This window comes from Streptomyces sp. NPDC002853 (assembly GCF_053591915.1).
This window is the reverse complement of the sequence record NZ_JBSFUS010000005.1, coordinates 48,812-65,339: the sequence shown is the minus strand read 5'-3', so window position 1 is coordinate 65,339 and position 16,528 is coordinate 48,812. Positions and strand designations below refer to the sequence as shown.

Below are 16,528 nucleotides of genomic sequence, written 5' to 3'. Positions count from 1 at the left end.
TGTACGGGAGACACCACCCTCCCCCATCCGGAGTCCTCACATGGCAGACGCGGGCAACGTCACCGCTCTCTTCCGCGCGGCCACCGCGCACAGCCCCTCGTACTCCGCGCTGAACAGGGCAGCGGCGGACAGCGGGCGGCCGCTCGTCGACTTCTGCATCCCGTGCAATCCGTACTTCCCCACGCCCGAGATGTACGAGGAGCTCGGCGGGCGGCTGCGGGACATCCTCACGTACTACCCGAGCAGTGCCGACACCATCACCGGCGAACTCAGTGCCGTGCTCGGGCTCAATCCGCAGACCGTCGTGATGGGCAACGGCTCGACCGAACTCATCACCTGGATCGACCACTTGCTGGTGCGCGACGCGCTCGCGGTGCCCGTGCCGACGTTCGGGCGGTGGACCGATCAGTCGATGGAGACCGGCAAGCGGGTCGACATGTACCTGCTTCCGGAGGCGGACGGCTTCGTGCTCGATCCGGCGGCCTTCGTCGACTTCGTGCGGGCCCGCGGCTCCCGCACCGCGGTCATCTGCAACCCCAACAACCCGGACGGAGGCATGCTGCCGCGCCGCTCGGTGCTCGCGCTGCTGGACACGCTGCAGGACCTCGACCTGGTCGTCGTGGACGAGTCGTTCCTGGAGTTCGCCGACGCGGGACCGGAGTCCAGCGTCGCCGACGAAGCGGTCCTGCGGCCCAACGTCATCGTGCTGCGCAGCCTCGGCAAGAACTTCGGGCTGCACGGCGTGCGCTTCGGCTATCTCGTCGCCAACCCGGGCCTCGCGGGCCGGGTGCGCGCCGCACTGCCGAAGTGGAACCTCAACTCCTTCGCGGAGACCGTGGTGTTCATGCTGAGACAACACCGCCACGCCTATGACCTGAGCCTGCGTCAGGTGCGCCGCGACCGCCAGGAGATGATCTGGCACCTCGGACGCCTCCCCGGGCTCACCAGTTATCCCTCGCAGGGCAATTTCGTGTACGTGCGGCTGCCCGACGGGGTCGACGGAGCGGAGCTGCGCGACCGGCTGCTGGCGGAGCACGGCATCCTGGTGCGCGAGTGCGGCAACAAGATCGGCAGCTCGAGCCGCTTCCTGCGCCTGGTGGTCCGCCCGCCGGTCGACGTACAGCCCCTGATCAGCGGCCTGGAACAGGCGCTGTACGCGACCGGGGGCGGCAACCCCGGACTCCTGCCGGTGCCCTACGGCTCGGGTAACCCCGCGGTGGACCGGCTGGTGATGCGGGCCTGATGCCGGCCCCGAGCCGTAAAATCGCGACCATGGAATCAACGGGGGCAGGCGCGGACGGTCGACGAAGCACGACCACCGGCCGGGACGGCACCGTGGGCCCGGTGACCAACTGGGCCGGGAACATCACCTTCTCGGCCCGTGAGCTGCACCGCCCCGCGTCGCCGGCCGCCTTGCGGGCGCTCGTCGCGGGCAGCCGGCAGGTGCGGGTTCTGGGCAGCGGCCACTCGTTCAACCGGATCGCCGACGTGGACGGTGACGCGGCGGGCGCGACCCTGCTCTCCCTCTCCGCCCTGGAGCCGTCCATCGACGTGGACACCTCGGCGCGCACCGTGCGCGTGTCAGGGGGCGTGCGATACGCCGAACTCGCCCGGTACGTGGCCTCGTTCCAGCTCGCGCTGCCGAACATGGCCTCGCTGCCGCACATCTCGGTGGCCGGTTCGGTCGCCACGGGGACGCACGGCTCCGGCAACGGCAACCAGTCGCTGGCGGAGACCGTGCGGGCGGTGGAGCTGGTGACGGCCGACGGGGAGACGGTCGTACTGAATCGCGGCGACGACGGGTTCGACGGCTCCGTCGTCTCGCTCGGCGCGCTCGGCGTGGTCCTCTCGCTCACCCTCGACCTGGCGCCGGACTTCGGGGTGAGCCAGTACGTCTTCGGCGAACTCCCGCTGGAGGGGCTCGACTTCGAGGCGGTGACGTCGGCGGCGTACAGCGTGAGTCTGTTCACCGACTGGCGCGGGCCGCGCTTCGGCCAGGTGTGGCTCAAGCAACTCGGCGAGACCCCCGTGGACTTTCCCTGGGCGGCGCCCGCGACCGCCGCGCAGCACCCGGTGCCGGGCATGCCCGCCGTCAACTGCACCCAGCAGCTGGGTGTCCCGGGCCCGTGGCACGAGCGGCTGCCCCACTTCCGGGCCGATTTCACGCCGAGCAGCGGTGCCGAGCTCCAGTCGGAGTATCTGCTGCCGCGCGAGCACGCCCTGGCGGCCCTGCACGCCCTGGACTCCCTCAGGGCCGAGGTGGCACCCGTCCTTCAGGTGTGCGAGGTGCGCACGGTCGCCGCCGACACCCAGTGGCTCAGCCCCGCGCACGGCCGCGACACCGTGGCGTTCCACTTCACCTGGGTGCCTGACGCGGCGGCCGTGCTCCCGGTGGTCGCTCGTGTCGAGGAGCGCCTGGCCCCGTTCCGGCCCCGGCCGCACTGGGGCAAGGTGTTCGCCGCCGACCCCGCCGGGCTGGGCGCCCGTTATCCGCACGCGGCCGATTTCGCCGCGCTCGCCGGTCGCCTCGACCCGGCGGGGAAGTTCCGCAACGCCTTCGTGCGGCGTTTCCTCGGGCCGCTGAGCTAGGACGCGGCGTCGGCGACGGGGATGCCGAAGTCCGGTGTCCCGTCCGCCTTCCAGCCGAACTTCTGGATGCGGGTGTGGCGGTTGGGGTCGTTCAGGGGATCGCCGACGATGTCCTTGTACTGGCGGGCGTGGTAGACGAGGACGTCGGTGCGGCCGTCCTCGGCCACGGTGAAGCAGTTGTGGCCGGGACCGTACTGCTTGGTCGTGTCGTTGCTGGTGAAGACGGGGGTGGGCGACTTGGACCAGGACGCGGGGTCCATGAGGTCGCTGCGGGCGTCGGCGGTGAGCAGCCCCATGCAGTAGTTGAAGTCGGTCGCTGACGCCGAGTACGTGAGGAAGACGCGGCCGTTGCGCCGGATCACACTGGGGCCTTCGTTCACCTTGAAGCCGACGCACTCCCAGTCGTACTCGGGTGTGGTCAGGCGGATCTGAGGCCCGGTCAGGGTCCAGGGGTCGGCCATGCGGGAGAGGAAGACTCCCGTGTTGTTGTCCATGCCGGGCTCGTACTGCGCCCAGGCGAGGTAGCGGCTGCCCCGGTGCGTGAAGGTGGTGGCGTCGAGGGAGAAGGTGTCCCAGGCCGTGGTGAGCTGCCCCTTCTCCGTCCACGTCCCCTTGAAGGGGTTGGCGTTGGTGTTCTCCAGGACCCAGATGCGGATCTTCCACACGTCGTGGGCGGGGGCCGCGGCGAAGTAGATGTACCACTTGCCGTTGATGCGGTGCAGTTCCGGCGCCCAGATGTGGGAGGCCATGTCGCCGCTGGTGTGCCGCCGCCAGATGACGGACTCGTCCGCCCGCGTGAGGCCTCGCAGGGTGCGGGAGCGGCGCAGGATGATGCGGTCGTACTCGGGGGACGTCGCCGTGAAGTAGTAGTGGCCGTCGGTGTGGCGGTGGATGTGCGGGTCGGCGCGCTGCTCGACGAGCGGGTTGCGGTAGGCCGGGGCCCGGGAGGCCGCGTGGGCCGGTGCCTGGGCGAGCGCGGGTGCGGCGGCGAGGGCGCCGGCAGCCAGCGTCCCCCTCAACACCGTTCTGCGACTGGGTACTTCACTGTGCCTCATGCGGCTCCCCTCGCGCCGACGTTCGTCATTTCGAACGCCATCTGATACTCCGAACGCCGAAACGGTAAGGGGGTGTTGGGGCAGGGTCAACGGTTGCGACGAGATGCGGCGAATGTGTCCGCGGGCCACTGTGCGACCAGCTCGCGAGTCCCTACTCAGCCCGCCCGAGCGCCTCCCCGCACGCCTTGATGTACGCGGCCACCAGCGGGCGCCGGTCGTCACCCGCGCGCCAGGCCAGGGCGAACCGGCTGGGCGTGACGCCTCGGACCGGTCGTGTGACGACGCCGCCCAGCGTGATCAGCGGTGCGTTGCCCGCGGCGACCAGACAGACCCCGCGGCCGTCCACCAGCGCCTCGTACGTCTCGTCGGTACTGGCGATCTCCGCGCCGATGCGCGGCGGGCGGCCGGCGCGGGCGTCCAGGGCGAGCCAGTAGTCCCGCAGCGCGCCCGCGCTCCCGGGCAGCGCGAGGAAGGGTTCGTCGAGGAGGTCGGCGAAGTCGATCTCGTCCCGGTCCGCGAGGCGGTGCGTCGCGGGAAGAGCGACGTGGCGCGGCTCCTCGGCGACCACCATCCAGCCGTAGCGCTCCAGGTCCGGAAGCGGCAGCCAGACGAAGGCGACGTCCGCCGCGCCGTCCGCGAGGCCGGCGCTGGCGTCCTCCCAACTCACCTGCCGCAGGCGGATGGTGGCCTGCGGGTGGACGTCTCCGAAGCGGGAACGCACCGCCGGCAGGATGCCCCCGCGAGCCGGTCGCGTACTCATCCCCACCGAGAGCGTCGCCCGCTCCTCGGTCTTCGCGCGCTCCACCGCGCCGACCGCCGAATGCCAGTGCTCGAGCACCTGTCGGGCGTACGGCAGGAGCGCCGCACCCACACGGGTGAGTCGCACGCCTCGGCTCTCGCGCACGAACAGATCGGCGCCCAACTGCCGCTCCAGGGACCGTATCTGCTTGCTCAGCGCGGGCTGCGAGACGAAGAGCCGCTCGGCGGCCCGCGTGAAGTGCAGCTCCTGCGCGACCGCGACGAAGTAGCGGAGGTCCCTGCTGTGCACGTCCTTGCCGTGTAGGTCCATAACCATCAGCTATCACGACAGATCTTGGACGGGCCACCCGATTCTGCTGCAGGGTGATCCACAGAGCCGGGGCGGAACGAACTGGCCTACATACAAGGGGAGTTCGGCATGACGAAGGTATGGCTCGTGACAGGCGCGAACAGCGGCTTCGGCCGGGCGATCACCGAGGCGGCCGTCGCCGCGGGCGGCGTGGTCGTGGCCACCGCCCGTAACGCGTCCTCCCTGGACGACCTGGTCGCGGCCCACCCCGACCAGGTCGAGGCCCTCACCCTGGACGTGACGGACACGGCCGGCATCGAGGCCGCCGTGCGTGACGTCACCGACCGGCACGGCCGCATCGACGTCCTGGTGAACAACGCGGGCCGCAGCCACGTCGGCGCCCTGGAGGAGGACTCGGACGCCGAACTGCGCGCCCTGTTCGACGTGCACGTCTTCGGTCCCGCGGCGCTGACCCGCGCCGTCCTTCCGCACATGCGGGCCCGGCGCTCGGGAGCGATCGTGCAGATGAGCAGCATGGGCGGGCAGATGTCCTTCGCGGGCTTCTCGGCGTACAGCGGCACGAAGTTCGCCCTTGAGGGGATGTCGGAGGCGCTGGCCGCCGAGGTGGGCCCGCTCGGCATCAAGGTCCTGGTCGTGGAGCCCGGAGCGTTCCGCACCAGCCTGTTCGGCAACACCAGCGCGAGCCCCGTGGAGATCCCGGACTACGCGCCGACGGCGGGCGCCACGCGCACGATGGTCGCGGGCGGCGACGGCGAGCAGCCCGGCGACCCGGCGAAGGCCGCGGCGGCGATCATCACCGCGCTCGACGCCGACGAGACTCCGCTGCGCCTGCCGCTGGGCGAGGACGCCGTGGACGCGGTCGTCGGGCACCTCGACTCGGTCCGCGCGGAGATCGCGACCTGGGAGAAGGTGACCCGGGCCACCGCCTTCGACGCCGCGGCGGGTGTCAGCGGTCGCGCTTGACCGCCCGCAGGACCACGAACTTGGGGTTGCCCGCGACGACTTGAGCGTTGCCGAAGAGCTTCCTCAGCTTCACGTGGTAGTCGAGATGGCGGTTGCCGACCACCCAGAGCTCGCCGCCGGGGCGCAGTGCGGCGCGTGCCCCGCTGAACATCCGCCAGGCCGTCGCGGCGGATGTCGCCTGGTGGGTGTGGAAGGGCGGGTTGTTGAGGACGAGGTCCACCGTCCCCGCGGGGACGGCCGCCAGCGCGTCGCCCGCGATGAAGTGCGCACGTGTGGTCTCGGCGGCGTTGGCGCGGAAGGTGGCCTCCGCCGAGGCGACAGCGGGATACGACTCGTCGATGAAGGTGACCGCGGCCTCGGGGTCGGCGACGGCGGCCGCCGTGCCGAGCACGCCGTTGCCGCAGCCCAGGTCCACGATGTGCGCGGCGCCCCCCGCGGCTCCCCTGCCGGTCGGCAGGTGCTGCAGAAGGAAGCGCGTGCCGATGTCGAGCCGCTCGGCGCAGAACACCCCGGCGTGGTTGACGGCCGTCAGTCCCGCTCCCGCCCCGGAGTCGTCGTCGAGGACGTAGCTGCGCGGCCAGGGGCTGGGGCCCGCGCCGCGTTCCGGGTCCGGCGTGCTGAAGATGAGCCGCGCCTTCTGCCGGGCGAGCGAGGTCCGCGTGGGTCCGATGATCCGCTCGAAGAGGTCGAGGGTCGAGGTGTGGATCTCGGTGACCATGCCGGTGCCGACGACGACCGTGCCCGCGTGCAGGGCGGGCGCGAGCCGGTGCAGCTGGTCCTCCAGGAGCGCGAGGCTCTTCGGCACGCGGACCAGGAGTACGTCGACGCGGCTCGGCGGGGTGTCACCCGTCGTCGTCAGGCGCACCGCGTCCGGCGCGAACCCGGCGCGCGCCACGTTGGCCCGCGTCGCCTCGCGCGCGAGGAACGAGTCGGTGATCAGCGTCGGCCCGTGCTCGGCGAGCGCGGTGGTCAGCGCACCCCAGCGGTCGCCGACGACGGCCACGGTGCCGGAGAGGTCGACGGGCTTCGCCGTCTCCTCGGCCTCGGCCGTTCCACTGTCCTCGCCCGCGAGATACCGCAGCAGGTAGGCGTCGGCGGCGGACCAGGCGCGCAGCGGGTCGCGAGGGTCCTCGGGAAATCGTGTGAGGTCGTACGCGCCCCATGACGTGCTCAGCCGGTTCATCGTGCCCTCAGGCTAACGGAGTGGGGCGGCTGCCCCGATCAGCGGCTCCTGTGGTGCGCGTGCGGGCCGTTCTCCATAGCGTCCATTGGTGGAGCACCCGCGCATTCCATCCCCGAGGAGCCGTCATGCCGGAGCTGTTCATCGGCGGAACATGGACCACTGCCAAGGACGGGCAGACACGGGAGATCCGCTGCCCGGCGGACAACACCCTGGTCGCCACCGTCGACGAAGCAGGACCGAAGGACGCCGCGGCGGCGATCGCCGCCGCGCGTGACGCCTTCGACACCGGGCCGTGGCCCGGCACCCCCGCGGCCGAACGCGGCCGTCTGCTGCTGCGCGTGGCCGACCTCCTCGAACGCGACAAGGACGCACTCGCCCGCGCCGAATCCCTGGACACCGGGAAGCGGCTCGTGGAGAGCGAATACGACATGGACGACATCGCGAACTGCTTCCGCTACTTCGGCAACCTGACGGCGGCGGGCGGCACCGACCGGATCGTCGACGCCGGCAGCCCGGAGGTGGACAGCCGGGTGGTGCACGAGCCGGTCGGGGTGTGCGCGCTGATCACGCCGTGGAACTATCCGCTGCTTCAGACCGCCTGGAAGGTCGCCCCCGCGCTCGGCGCAGGCAACACCTTCGTCCTCAAGCCGAGCGAGCTGACCCCGCACACCGCCATCATCCTGATGCGCCTGCTCACCGAGGCCGGGCTGCCCGGCGGGGCCGCCAACCTGATCCTGGGCGCGGGCCCCACCGCGGGCGCCCCGCTCAGCGAGGACCCGCGGGTCGACATGGTGTCGTTCACCGGCGGGCTCGTCACCGGCCGCCGCATCATGGCCGCCGCGGCCCCCACGGTGAAGAAGGTCGCCCTGGAGCTGGGCGGCAAGAACCCCAACATCGTCTTCGCCGACGCCGACTTCGAGGCCGCCGTCGACTACGCCCTGATGGCGATCTTCCTGCACTCCGGCCAGGTCTGTTCGGCCGGGGCACGGCTGCTCGTCGAGGACTCACTGCACGACAGGTTCGTCGACGAGGTGGTCGCCCGCGCCCAGCGCATCCGGCTCGGCGGCCCCTTCGACGACGACGCCCGCACCGGCCCGCTGATCTCCGCGGCCCACCGCGACAAGGTCGAGGCGTACGTGGCGGCGGGCATCGCCGAGGGCGCGGTGCTCCGGTGCGGCGGCGCACGCCCCGACGACCCGGCCCTCGCGGACGGCTACTACTACCCGCCGACCGTGCTCGACGAGTGCACGCCCGGCATGTCCGTGATCACCGACGAGTCGTTCGGCCCGGTGCTCACCGTCGAACGGTTCCGGGACGAGGACGAGGCGGTCGCGCTCGCCAACGACACCGTCTACGGGCTCGCGGGCGCCGTCTGGACGCAGGACGGCGGCAAGGCGCACCGAGTGGCGTCCCGGATGCGCGCGGGGACGGTATGGATCAACGACTTCCACCCCTATGTGCCGCAGGCGGAGTGGGGCGGCATGAAGCAGTCCGGGTTCGGGCGCGAGCTGGGACCGGCCGGTCTCGCCGAGTACCAGGAGGCCAAGCACATCTGGCGCAACCTCGCCCCGACACCACAGAGGTGGTTCGAATGAGCACGGATCCCGGCAAGGGCGCCGAGGCCGCCGACGCCGCCCGGCAGCAGCACCAGGACGACGACGACGCGCTCGGCAAGCTCGGCTACCGGCCCGAGCTCAAGCGCACCCTGGGCAACTTCCACACCTTCGCCGCCGGGATCAGCTATATCTCGATCCTGACCGGCACCTTCCAGCTCTTCTACTTCGGCGTGAGCTTCGGCGGTCCCGCCTACTGGTGGTCCTGGCCGATGGTCTTCGTCGGCCAGCTGATGGTGGCCCTCTGCTTCTGCGAGCTGGCCGCCCGCTTCCCGGTCGCGGGGTCCGTCTACAACTGGGGCAAGCAGCTCGGCGGCAAGCACATCGGCTGGCTCGGCGGCTGGATGATGCTGACGGCCACCATGGTGTCCCTCGCGGCGGTCGCCCTCGCGTACCAGATCACGCTGCCGCAGATCTCCGACACGTTCCAGTTCATCGGGGACGGCAGCGGTACGACCGACGCGGCGAAGAACGCGGTGCTGCTCGGCTCCGTGCTGATCCTGTTCACCACGCTGGTCAACGCGTTCGGCGTCAAGCTGATGGCCCGCATCAACTCCGCGGGCGTACTGATCGAGCTGATCGCGGCCGTCGTCCTGATCGTGCTGCTCGCCGCCCACATCACCCGTGGCCCCAGCGCCATCACGGAGACCGGCGGCCTGGGCCAGGGGCAGAACCTCGGCTACTTCGGGGCGTTCCTGACGGCGTCGCTCGCCTCGGCGTACGTGATGTACGGCTTCGACACCGCGTCCTCGCTCGGCGAGGAGTCGCTCGACCCGAGCCGCAACGCCCCGCGGGCGATCCTGCGGGCGCTCGTCTTCTCGTTCCTGATCGGCGGGCTCATCCTGCTGTTCGCGCTCCTGGCCGTGCCGGACCTGCACGCGAAGGAACTGTCCGTCGACGGCCTGCAGTACGTGGTCCTGAGCACGCTCGGCTCCACGATCGGCGAGATCGTGCTGTGGTGCGTGGTCATCGCCATCACCGTCTGCGAGCTCGCGGTGCAGGCGGCGGGCATCCGCCTCGCGTTCGCCATGGCCCGCGACGGCTGCCTGCCCGCGTCCTCGCTGCTCGCCAAGGTCAGCCCGCGCTTCCAGACCCCCGTACTGCCCGCGATCATCATCGGGCTCGTCGGCGTCGGCATCCTGGTCGTCAACATCAACCAGCCGCAGATCTTCTCCGTGATCACGAGCATCGCGATCATCATGATCTACCTGGCCTATCTCCTTGTCACCCTGCCGATGCTGGTCAGGCGGCTGCGCGGCCAGTGGGAGCCCGCGGAGGGCAAGTTCTCGCTCGGCAAGTTCGGTCTGCCGGTCAACATCCTCGCCGTGCTCTGGGGCGCGGCCATGTCCCTCAACCTGGCCTGGCCGCGCGCGGAGGTCTACAACGCGACCGGACCGCAGCACTGGTACCTGCGCTGGGGCGCGTTCGTCTTCATCGGCATCGTGGCCTGCGGCGGCTTCGCCTACTACTGGTTCGTGCAGCGGCACAAGGCGGGCGTGCTCGCCGAGCACCGCTTCGAGGAGCCCGTCGACCCCACCACGCCCCCGTCGCCCCCGGCCGCCCCCTGAACCCCGCTGATCTGGAGTCACCATGCCCGCAGAGAGTCCCCAGGCCGAGTTCGACTACGTGGTGGTCGGCGGCGGTACGGCAGGCGCCGTCGTCGCCGCGCGGCTGACCGAGGACCCGGACGTCAGCGTCTGCGTCCTGGAGGCCGGGCCTTCGGACGTCGGCGACGACAACATCCTGCGCCTCGAGGGCTGGATGGCCCTTCTCGAGTCCGGTTACGACTGGGACTACCCGGTGGAGCCGCAGGAGAACGGCAACAGCTTCATGCGGCACGCCCGCGCCAAGGTGCTCGGCGGCTGCTCCTCGCACAACTCCTGCATCGCGTTCTGGGCACCCGCCGAGGATCTCGACGAGTGGGGTTCCCTGGGCTGCACGGGCTGGAGCGCGGCGGACTGCTTCCCGCTGTATCAGCGCCTGGAGACCAACGACGCGCCCGGTGACCACCACGGCCGCTCGGGCCCGGTGAACATCATGAGCGTGCCGCCGAACGACCCGTGCGGATCAGCCCTGTTGGAGGCGTGCGCGGCGGCGGGCATCCCCACCACCCCGTTCAACACCGGCAAGACTGTGAAGCGCGGCGCGCACTGGTTCCAGATCAACTCCCGTCCGGACGGCACCCGTTCGTCCGCCTCGGTGTCGTATCTGCACCCGATCCTCGGCAAGCGGCCCAACCTCGAGGTGCGCACCGGCCTGCAGGCACGGCAGTTGCTGTTCGACGACAACCGGCGCTGCACGGGCGTCGAGTACCTGCAGCCCGACACCATTCACAGCGGCCGCGTCGGGGCGCGCCGCGAGGTGATCGTGGCCTGCGGCGCCATCGACTCGCCGAAGCTCCTGATGCTGTCGGGGATCGGCCCCGCCGGGCATCTGCGGGAGTGCGGTGTGGAGGTGCGGGTGGCCTCCCCCGGGGTCGGAGCCCACCTCCAGGACCACCCGGAGGGCGTGATCATGTGGGAGGCGAAGCAGCCGATGGTCACCTCCTCCACCCAGTGGTGGGAGATCGGCATCTTCGCGGACACCGAACCGGGCCTCGACCGCCCGGACCTGATGTTCCACTACGGCTCGGTGCCCTTCGACATGAACACCTACCGGCGCGGCTACCCGACCACCGACAACGCCTTCTGCCTCACCCCGAACGTCACCCGGGCCCGCTCGATGGGCACGGTCCGGCTGCGCACCCGCGACTTCCGGGACAAGCCCAAGGTCGACCCGCGCTACTTCACGCACGAGCACGACATCCGCGTCATGACGTACGGGCTCCGGCTCGCCCGGGAGATCGCGGCGCAGGCCCCGATGGCGGACTGGGCGGGCGCCGAACTCGCTCCCGGCCCGGACGCCACGACCGACGACGAGCTCTTCGCCTACATCCGCCAGACCCACAACACCGTCTACCACCCGGCGGGCACCGTGCGGATGGGCGCGACCGACGACGCCAACTCGCCGCTCGACCCGCAACTGCGCGTCAAGGGCGTCACCGGGCTCCGGGTCGCCGACGCCTCGGTGATGCCGTTCCTGCCCGCGGTCAACCCGTGCATCACCACCATGATGATCGGCGAGAAGTGCGCCGACATGATCAAGGCGAGCTGAGCCGGTCCGCGGCGCCCGTCAGCGCCGGTCGAACCACGTCGGCTGGTCCTCCGCCATGGCCTGCTTGATCCGGAAGATCCCGGCCTCGTGCAGGTCGGGCAGCCGGTCCAGCGCGAACCAGCCCACTTCCAGCGACTCGTCGTCGTTGACGCGGGCCTCGCCGCCGACGGCGCGGCAGCGCACGGTGATGTCCATGAACTGGCAGGTGTCGCCGTTGGGGTACGTCACCGGCTCCAAGGCCTCGATGAGCACGACGCGCTCGGCGACGCAGTGCACCGCGGTCTCCTCGAAGACCTCCCGCACGGCGCACGCCGCGGGCTGCTCCCCCGGGTCCGGGATGCCGCCGATGACCGACCACTTGCCGTTGTCGGAGCGCCGCCCGAGGAGCACTCTGCCGTCGTCGTCGAAGACGATGGCGGTGACGCCGGGGAGCCACAACAGCTGGTGGCCGGCGTCGGCCCGGATCGTGCGGATGAAGTCAGGAGTTGCCATGCCTTCGACCCTAACGGGCCTGGCGGGCGCGCCTGGCCCGTACGCCGACCGTCACCGCCCAGCCGAGACCGCCCGCGGCGATCAGCACGAGGATGCCCTCGGGCAGGGTGCCGAACCGGGTGGCCGGGGTCTGCGAGGAACGCAGCGGCACCTCCTCGACGAGTGAGTCGGCGGTGAACCACTTCGTCTTCTGCGAGACATGGCCGTCCGGCCTGATGATCGCGCTGACGCCGCTGGTCACCGGGACGGTGACGGTGCGGCTGTGCTCGACGGCGCGGATCCGCGACATGGCCAGCTGCTGGTAGGTCATCTCGCTGCGGTCGAACGTCGCGTTGTTGCTGGGCACCGAGATGATCTGCGCGCCGTGGGTGACGGTGTCGCGCACGGCCCAGTCGAAGGCGGCCTCGTAGCAGGTGGCCAGGCCCACCTTGGTGCCCGCCATGGTGAAGAGGCCGGGCTCGGTGCCGCGGCTGAAGTCCTGGCGCACCATGCCGACATCGCTGCTGAAGAAGCCGACGACGTCGCGCAGCGGGATGTACTCGCCGAAGGGCTGGATCTGCCGCTTGTCGTAGGTGTCCGTGGGGCCCTTCCTCGGGTCCCACAGGATCTGCTCGTTGAAGAGCTTGCCGTCCTTGGACTCGACGACCCCGCCCACCGAGATGGGGGCGCCGATCGCCTTGACCGCGCGCTCGATGGCCGCGTGGGCGTCCGGGTTGGTGAACGGGTCGATGTCCGAGGAGTTCTCCGGCCACAGGACGAAGTCGGGCTGCTCGGCCTTGCCCGCCTTCACCCGGTCCGCGAGCCGCTCGGTCTCGCGCACATGGTGGTCGAGCACGGCGCGGCGCTGGGCGTTGAACTCCAGGCCCGCCTGCGGGACGTTGCCCTGGATGGCGGCGACGGTCGCGGTGCCGTCCTCGGCGTCGTCGCTGACGAGCGGGCGCGCGGCAAAGGCACCGGCGGCCGGGAGCAGCACACTGAGCAGGGCCGCTGCCGCCGCACCGCGGCGTACGGTGCGGGTGCCGTGGGCCTGGCGCGCCTGCCGGACGATCTCGTACAGACCGAAGCCGCACAGGACCACCGCGAACCCGAGCACCGGCGTGCCGCCCAGCGCGGCAAGAGGCAGGAAGACGCCGTCCGCCTGCCCGAAGGCGATCTTCCCCCAGGGGAATCCGCTGAACGGCACGCGCGCGCGTGCCGCCTCACCGGCGATCCACAGGGCGGCGGCCCAGAGCGGATACCCCGGCAGTCGGGAGACGGCGGCGATGCCCGCTCCGACGAGGGCGACGAACATCGCCTCGATGGCGGCGAGCGCCAGCCACGGCCCGGGCCCGACCTCCACCCCGGTCCACACCAGGAGCGGCAGCAGGAAGCCGAGGCCGAAGACGTACCCGAGCCCGAGGCCCGCCTTCCAGCCGCGGCCGTGCAGACACCAGGCGAACACCGCGAAGGCCGGCAGGGCCAGCCACCACAGGGTGCGTGGCGGAAAACTGACGTAGAGCAGCACTCCGGAGAGTGCCGCCGCGGCGGCCGGGACGAGCGCTCGCAGGAAGCGCGCCGTGCGCGATACGGGCGCGGGCTGCGGTTCGAGCTGCTCCGACTCGTCTACGGAGGTGGTGGTGGCGGTCACTCGGGGAGTGTACGGCGCGTCACTTGGACAAAGACAGGACGGTCGTGCCCGGTCGCCGGGGCCTTGTCCGCGCGTTCGACGGATCGTTCCTGCGCAAGATGTCCACATCTCACGGTTCCAGCGACTACGGTGTGCCCGAGTCCCTGACCTGCGGCCGGATCGAGCCACAGCGTTCGGGGCGCCGTCATACGGCGGGGGGCGACGGGGTGGGGACAACGGGGATGGCCGCTACGGCCGGGCCGCCAGGGGCATACGAACGGCGCAGCGCGTCCGACGCGACGGGCTGCGCGCTGCTCGGCGTGTGCGCCGCCTGGACCTTGATCACAGCGGGGGTGCACGGTGGCCGGCCCGAGGGCGTGCTCCTCGCGGTGCTCGCCGTGGCCGCGGGCTACGCGGGCGGGCGCATATGCGGCGCGCTCCTGCCGGTCGCCGCGCCCTGCGCCGGCGCGCTGGCCGGGGTGGGCCTCGCGGCGGCGGCCCCGCAGCTCTCGCCCGGTCCCGTCAGCGCGGCGCCGCTCGGCCACACCGGAGCCACGGCCGCGCTCCTGATCCTGGCCTCGGGGGCGGCCTGCTCCGCGGCGTGGGCGGCCCGCAGTGCTTCGGCGCGGCTGGCGATGCGGCTGCTGGCCGTGGGGATCGCGGTGGCCGCCGCGGCGCTGGGTTCCGTGGCCGGCGTGGTTGCCTGCACCGGAATCCTGCTGTGCTCGCTGGCGACCGCGCTGATGCGGCGCAGGGTGCTCGGTCTTGCGGGTCTTGCCCTGGCGACGGCGGTGGTGACCGGTCTGACCTGGGCGATCGCCGATGACGTGCTGCCGGAGGGACTGAGCGCGTCCCTGGAGGGTCAGCTCGACGGGCACCGGGTCGAGCTGTGGCAGGACGCGCTGACGCTCGCGGGCCAGGAACCCGCGGTGGGCGTGGGCCCCGGCCGGTTCGCCGACTCCAGCCCGACGGTGGCCGAGCATCTCCTGACCGACGGCAAGCCCCATTCGGCGCCACTGCAGCAGGTGGCGGAGCAGGGCCTGGTGGGTGTGGTCCTTCTCGCGGCGGTCTTCTGCTGGCTTCTGTACGCCCTGTACCGCTCGCCGCGCTCCACCCAGGTCGTCCTGTCGGCGGGCGCGGCCTTGACGGCGCTGGCCGCGGTGGCGTCGGTCGGCAACGCGCTGAGCCTCACGGCGGTGACGACGGGCGCGGGCTATCTCGCGGGCATCGCCACGGCGCGACCGCTGGGCGATGAACCGGCGCAGGTCAGGCTGCCTGGCGCCCCGCCAGGGACAGCCGGTGGCGGATGATCCGTACGGCCGCTTCGGCGTCGTCGACGGTGACCGTGAACTTCCGGCCGTCGCCCAGGCTGAGGACCAGGCCCTCACCACGCCTGACGACGACGGCGGTGCCGAGCTCGGGCCGCGAGCGGTAGCCCCAGCCGCCCCACTGCCTGGGGCAGACGACCTGCGCGAACTCGGCCCGCACCACGTGGGAGAGGAGGATGCGGCGGCGCGGCAGGCCCATGTGCCCGCAGCGCACTTCCAGGCAGTCCTCGTCGACCGTCACGGCGACGTGGACGAAGGCGAGGGTGCCGAAAAGGATCAGCAGCCCGGCGGCGATGCACCCCACGACGGACATGGCGAGGGCGGCGATCCCGGACGTCCACATGTTGTCGACGGCCAGCTCGATCCCCAGCGCGAGGCAGGCGGCGCCGGCCAACGCCAGCAGCCACTGCACGCGGTTGGTCGCGCTTCCGGTCCAGACTTCCGGCGGGGCGTCGGCTGTGCTGCCCCGCTCGCCGTGGGTGTGGTCCCTCATGCGACCGAGAGTACCGACGTTCCGGTGGGAAGGCACGGCATCGCGGAGCGTCACCACTGCGGCTGTACGGATGGTTCCGTTCTGTACGTGGGATGCGACCGGGGCCCGGCGTGCGGGCCCGTCATGCGCCCGTACGGGACTCAGCGTGCGGGAGTGGCCGCCGCGAGGAGCCTGCCTTCGGCGTACGTGTGGGCGGCGAGGGGCAGCTCGGCGGCGCGGCCGCTGAGGATGACCATGAGGCCGCCTTCCGTGCCGGTGCCGGGGCCGGGAAGCTCTCCGGCCCGGCGCAGCGCCTGGGCGGCGACCGCTCCCGCGGAGCCGTGCAGGATCAGCGGCGGCAGCTCGGGCTGCTGGAGGGCGGCGCGGATGCGCTCCCCGACCAGTTCGTAATGGGTGCAGCCCAGGACGACGGCCCTTACGTCACGCGGGGTGAGCGCTGCCGCGGCGGCGACCGCACTGTCGATGGCCGCCTCGTCAGCGGACTGCACGGCGTCCGCCAGACCGGGGCAGGGCACCTCGGTGACACCGACGCCGCCGGCGAACTCCTCGATGAGGCCGCGCTGGTAGGGGCTTCCGGTGGTGGCCGGGGTGGCCCAGATGGCGACGGGGCCACCGCCGGCCACGGCCGGCTTGATCGCCGGTACGGTCCCGATGACCGGCAAGTCGGGTTCGAAGCGGGCGCGCAGGGCGGGCAGGGCGTGCACGGACGAGGTGTTGCAGGCCACGATCAGCGCTTGGGGGTGGTGTGCGGCGGCCGCCTCGGCGATGGCGAGCGAGCGCTCCGTGATGTCCTCGGCGGTACGCGGCCCCCAGGGCAGTCCGTCGGGGTCCGAGGAGAGGACGAGATCGGCGTCCGGCCGCAGACGACGTACCGCCGCCGCGGCGGGGAGCAGGCCGATACCGGAGTCCATGAGCGCGATCTTCACCCGGTCACCATAGTCGATCGGCCTCCTGAGCCCGGCGGCGTGGGGCAGACTGCGGCGG

13 protein-coding genes and 1 pseudogene are annotated in these 16,528 nt (G+C 71.7%); 7 read left to right on the top strand and 7 right to left on the bottom strand.

Features of this window, described 5'->3' with window-relative positions; all coding sequences use genetic code 11:
- Window positions 1–40: 40 nt before the first annotated feature.
- A pseudogene (locus ACWD02_RS14620) lies at window positions 41–1,231 on the top strand (pyridoxal phosphate-dependent aminotransferase); the annotation flags it as partial.
- Between the two features lie 41 nt (window positions 1,232–1,272).
- The gene (locus ACWD02_RS14615) at window positions 1,273–2,589 is read left to right on the top strand and encodes an FAD-binding protein (RefSeq protein WP_451209406.1); all 1,317 of its coding nucleotides are present in this window, start codon (window positions 1,273–1,275) and stop codon (window positions 2,587–2,589) included.
- On the opposite strand, the gene ACWD02_RS14610 is transcribed toward ACWD02_RS14615, so the two are convergent.
- Complete coding sequence (locus ACWD02_RS14610; protein WP_451209404.1) at window positions 2,586–3,644, bottom strand: glycoside hydrolase family 43 protein; 1,059 nt, start codon at window positions 3,642–3,644, stop codon at window positions 2,586–2,588. The two genes, ACWD02_RS14615 and ACWD02_RS14610, sit on opposite strands and share 4 nt — an antisense overlap.
- A 151-nt stretch (window positions 3,645–3,795) precedes the next feature.
- Window positions 3,796–4,719 carry a LysR family transcriptional regulator gene (locus ACWD02_RS14605; protein WP_451209401.1) on the bottom strand — a complete coding sequence of 308 codons (924 nt, stop codon included), beginning with the start codon at window positions 4,717–4,719 and terminating at the stop codon, window positions 3,796–3,798.
- 102 nt (window positions 4,720–4,821) lie between these two features.
- On the opposite strand from ACWD02_RS14605, the gene ACWD02_RS14600 reads away from it, so the two are divergent.
- Window positions 4,822–5,676: an oxidoreductase gene (locus tag ACWD02_RS14600; RefSeq protein WP_451209398.1), complete on the top strand. Its 855-nt coding sequence runs from the start codon at window positions 4,822–4,824 to the stop codon at window positions 5,674–5,676.
- On the opposite strand, the gene ACWD02_RS14595 is transcribed toward ACWD02_RS14600, so the two are convergent.
- Complete coding sequence (locus ACWD02_RS14595; protein ID WP_451209395.1) at window positions 5,660–6,859, bottom strand: methyltransferase; 1,200 nt, start codon at window positions 6,857–6,859, stop codon at window positions 5,660–5,662. The two genes, ACWD02_RS14600 and ACWD02_RS14595, sit on opposite strands and share 17 nt — an antisense overlap.
- Before the next feature lie 125 nt (window positions 6,860–6,984).
- On the opposite strand from ACWD02_RS14595, the gene ACWD02_RS14590 reads away from it, so the two are divergent.
- From ACWD02_RS14590 to ACWD02_RS14580, 3 genes are read left to right on the top strand one after another with little or no spacing between them, the layout of a single operon-like run.
- Window positions 6,985–8,454, top strand: coding sequence for an aldehyde dehydrogenase family protein (locus tag ACWD02_RS14590; protein WP_451209392.1), 1,470 nt, complete (start codon window positions 6,985–6,987; stop codon window positions 8,452–8,454).
- Window positions 8,451–10,040 carry an APC family permease gene (locus ACWD02_RS14585; protein ID WP_451209389.1) on the top strand — a complete coding sequence of 530 codons (1,590 nt, stop codon included), beginning with the start codon at window positions 8,451–8,453 and terminating at the stop codon, window positions 10,038–10,040. The genes ACWD02_RS14590 and ACWD02_RS14585 overlap by 4 nt, the downstream gene beginning before the upstream one ends.
- A 22-nt stretch (window positions 10,041–10,062) precedes the next feature.
- Window positions 10,063–11,625, top strand: coding sequence for a GMC family oxidoreductase (locus ACWD02_RS14580; RefSeq protein WP_451209386.1), 1,563 nt, complete (start codon window positions 10,063–10,065; stop codon window positions 11,623–11,625).
- Between the two features lie 18 nt (window positions 11,626–11,643).
- On the opposite strand, the gene ACWD02_RS14575 is transcribed toward ACWD02_RS14580, so the two are convergent.
- A complete protein-coding gene (locus ACWD02_RS14575) occupies window positions 11,644–12,117 on the bottom strand; it encodes an NUDIX hydrolase (RefSeq protein WP_451209383.1) in 474 nt (157 codons plus the stop codon).
- Between the two features lie 10 nt (window positions 12,118–12,127).
- On the bottom strand, window positions 12,128–13,744 hold the full coding sequence (lnt, locus tag ACWD02_RS14570) for an apolipoprotein N-acyltransferase (protein ID WP_451209381.1): 1,617 nt from the start codon (window positions 13,742–13,744) through the stop codon (window positions 12,128–12,130).
- A gap of 221 nt (window positions 13,745–13,965) precedes the next feature.
- Here lnt and ACWD02_RS14565 point away from each other — a divergent pair, with 221 nt between their 5' ends.
- Window positions 13,966–15,033: an O-antigen ligase family protein gene (locus ACWD02_RS14565; protein ID WP_451209379.1), complete on the top strand. Its 1,068-nt coding sequence runs from the start codon at window positions 13,966–13,968 to the stop codon at window positions 15,031–15,033.
- Here the strand turns inward: ACWD02_RS14565 and ACWD02_RS14560 are convergent.
- Together ACWD02_RS14560 and ACWD02_RS14555 are read right to left on the bottom strand one after the other, a co-directional pair.
- Window positions 14,990–15,544, bottom strand: coding sequence for a hypothetical protein (locus ACWD02_RS14560; RefSeq protein WP_451209376.1), 555 nt, complete (start codon window positions 15,542–15,544; stop codon window positions 14,990–14,992). The genes ACWD02_RS14565 and ACWD02_RS14560 overlap by 44 nt on opposite strands.
- 140 nt (window positions 15,545–15,684) lie before the next feature.
- Window positions 15,685–16,470: a glutamate racemase gene (locus ACWD02_RS14555; RefSeq protein WP_451209374.1), complete on the bottom strand. Its 786-nt coding sequence runs from the start codon at window positions 16,468–16,470 to the stop codon at window positions 15,685–15,687.
- Window positions 16,471–16,528 lie beyond the last annotated feature (58 nt).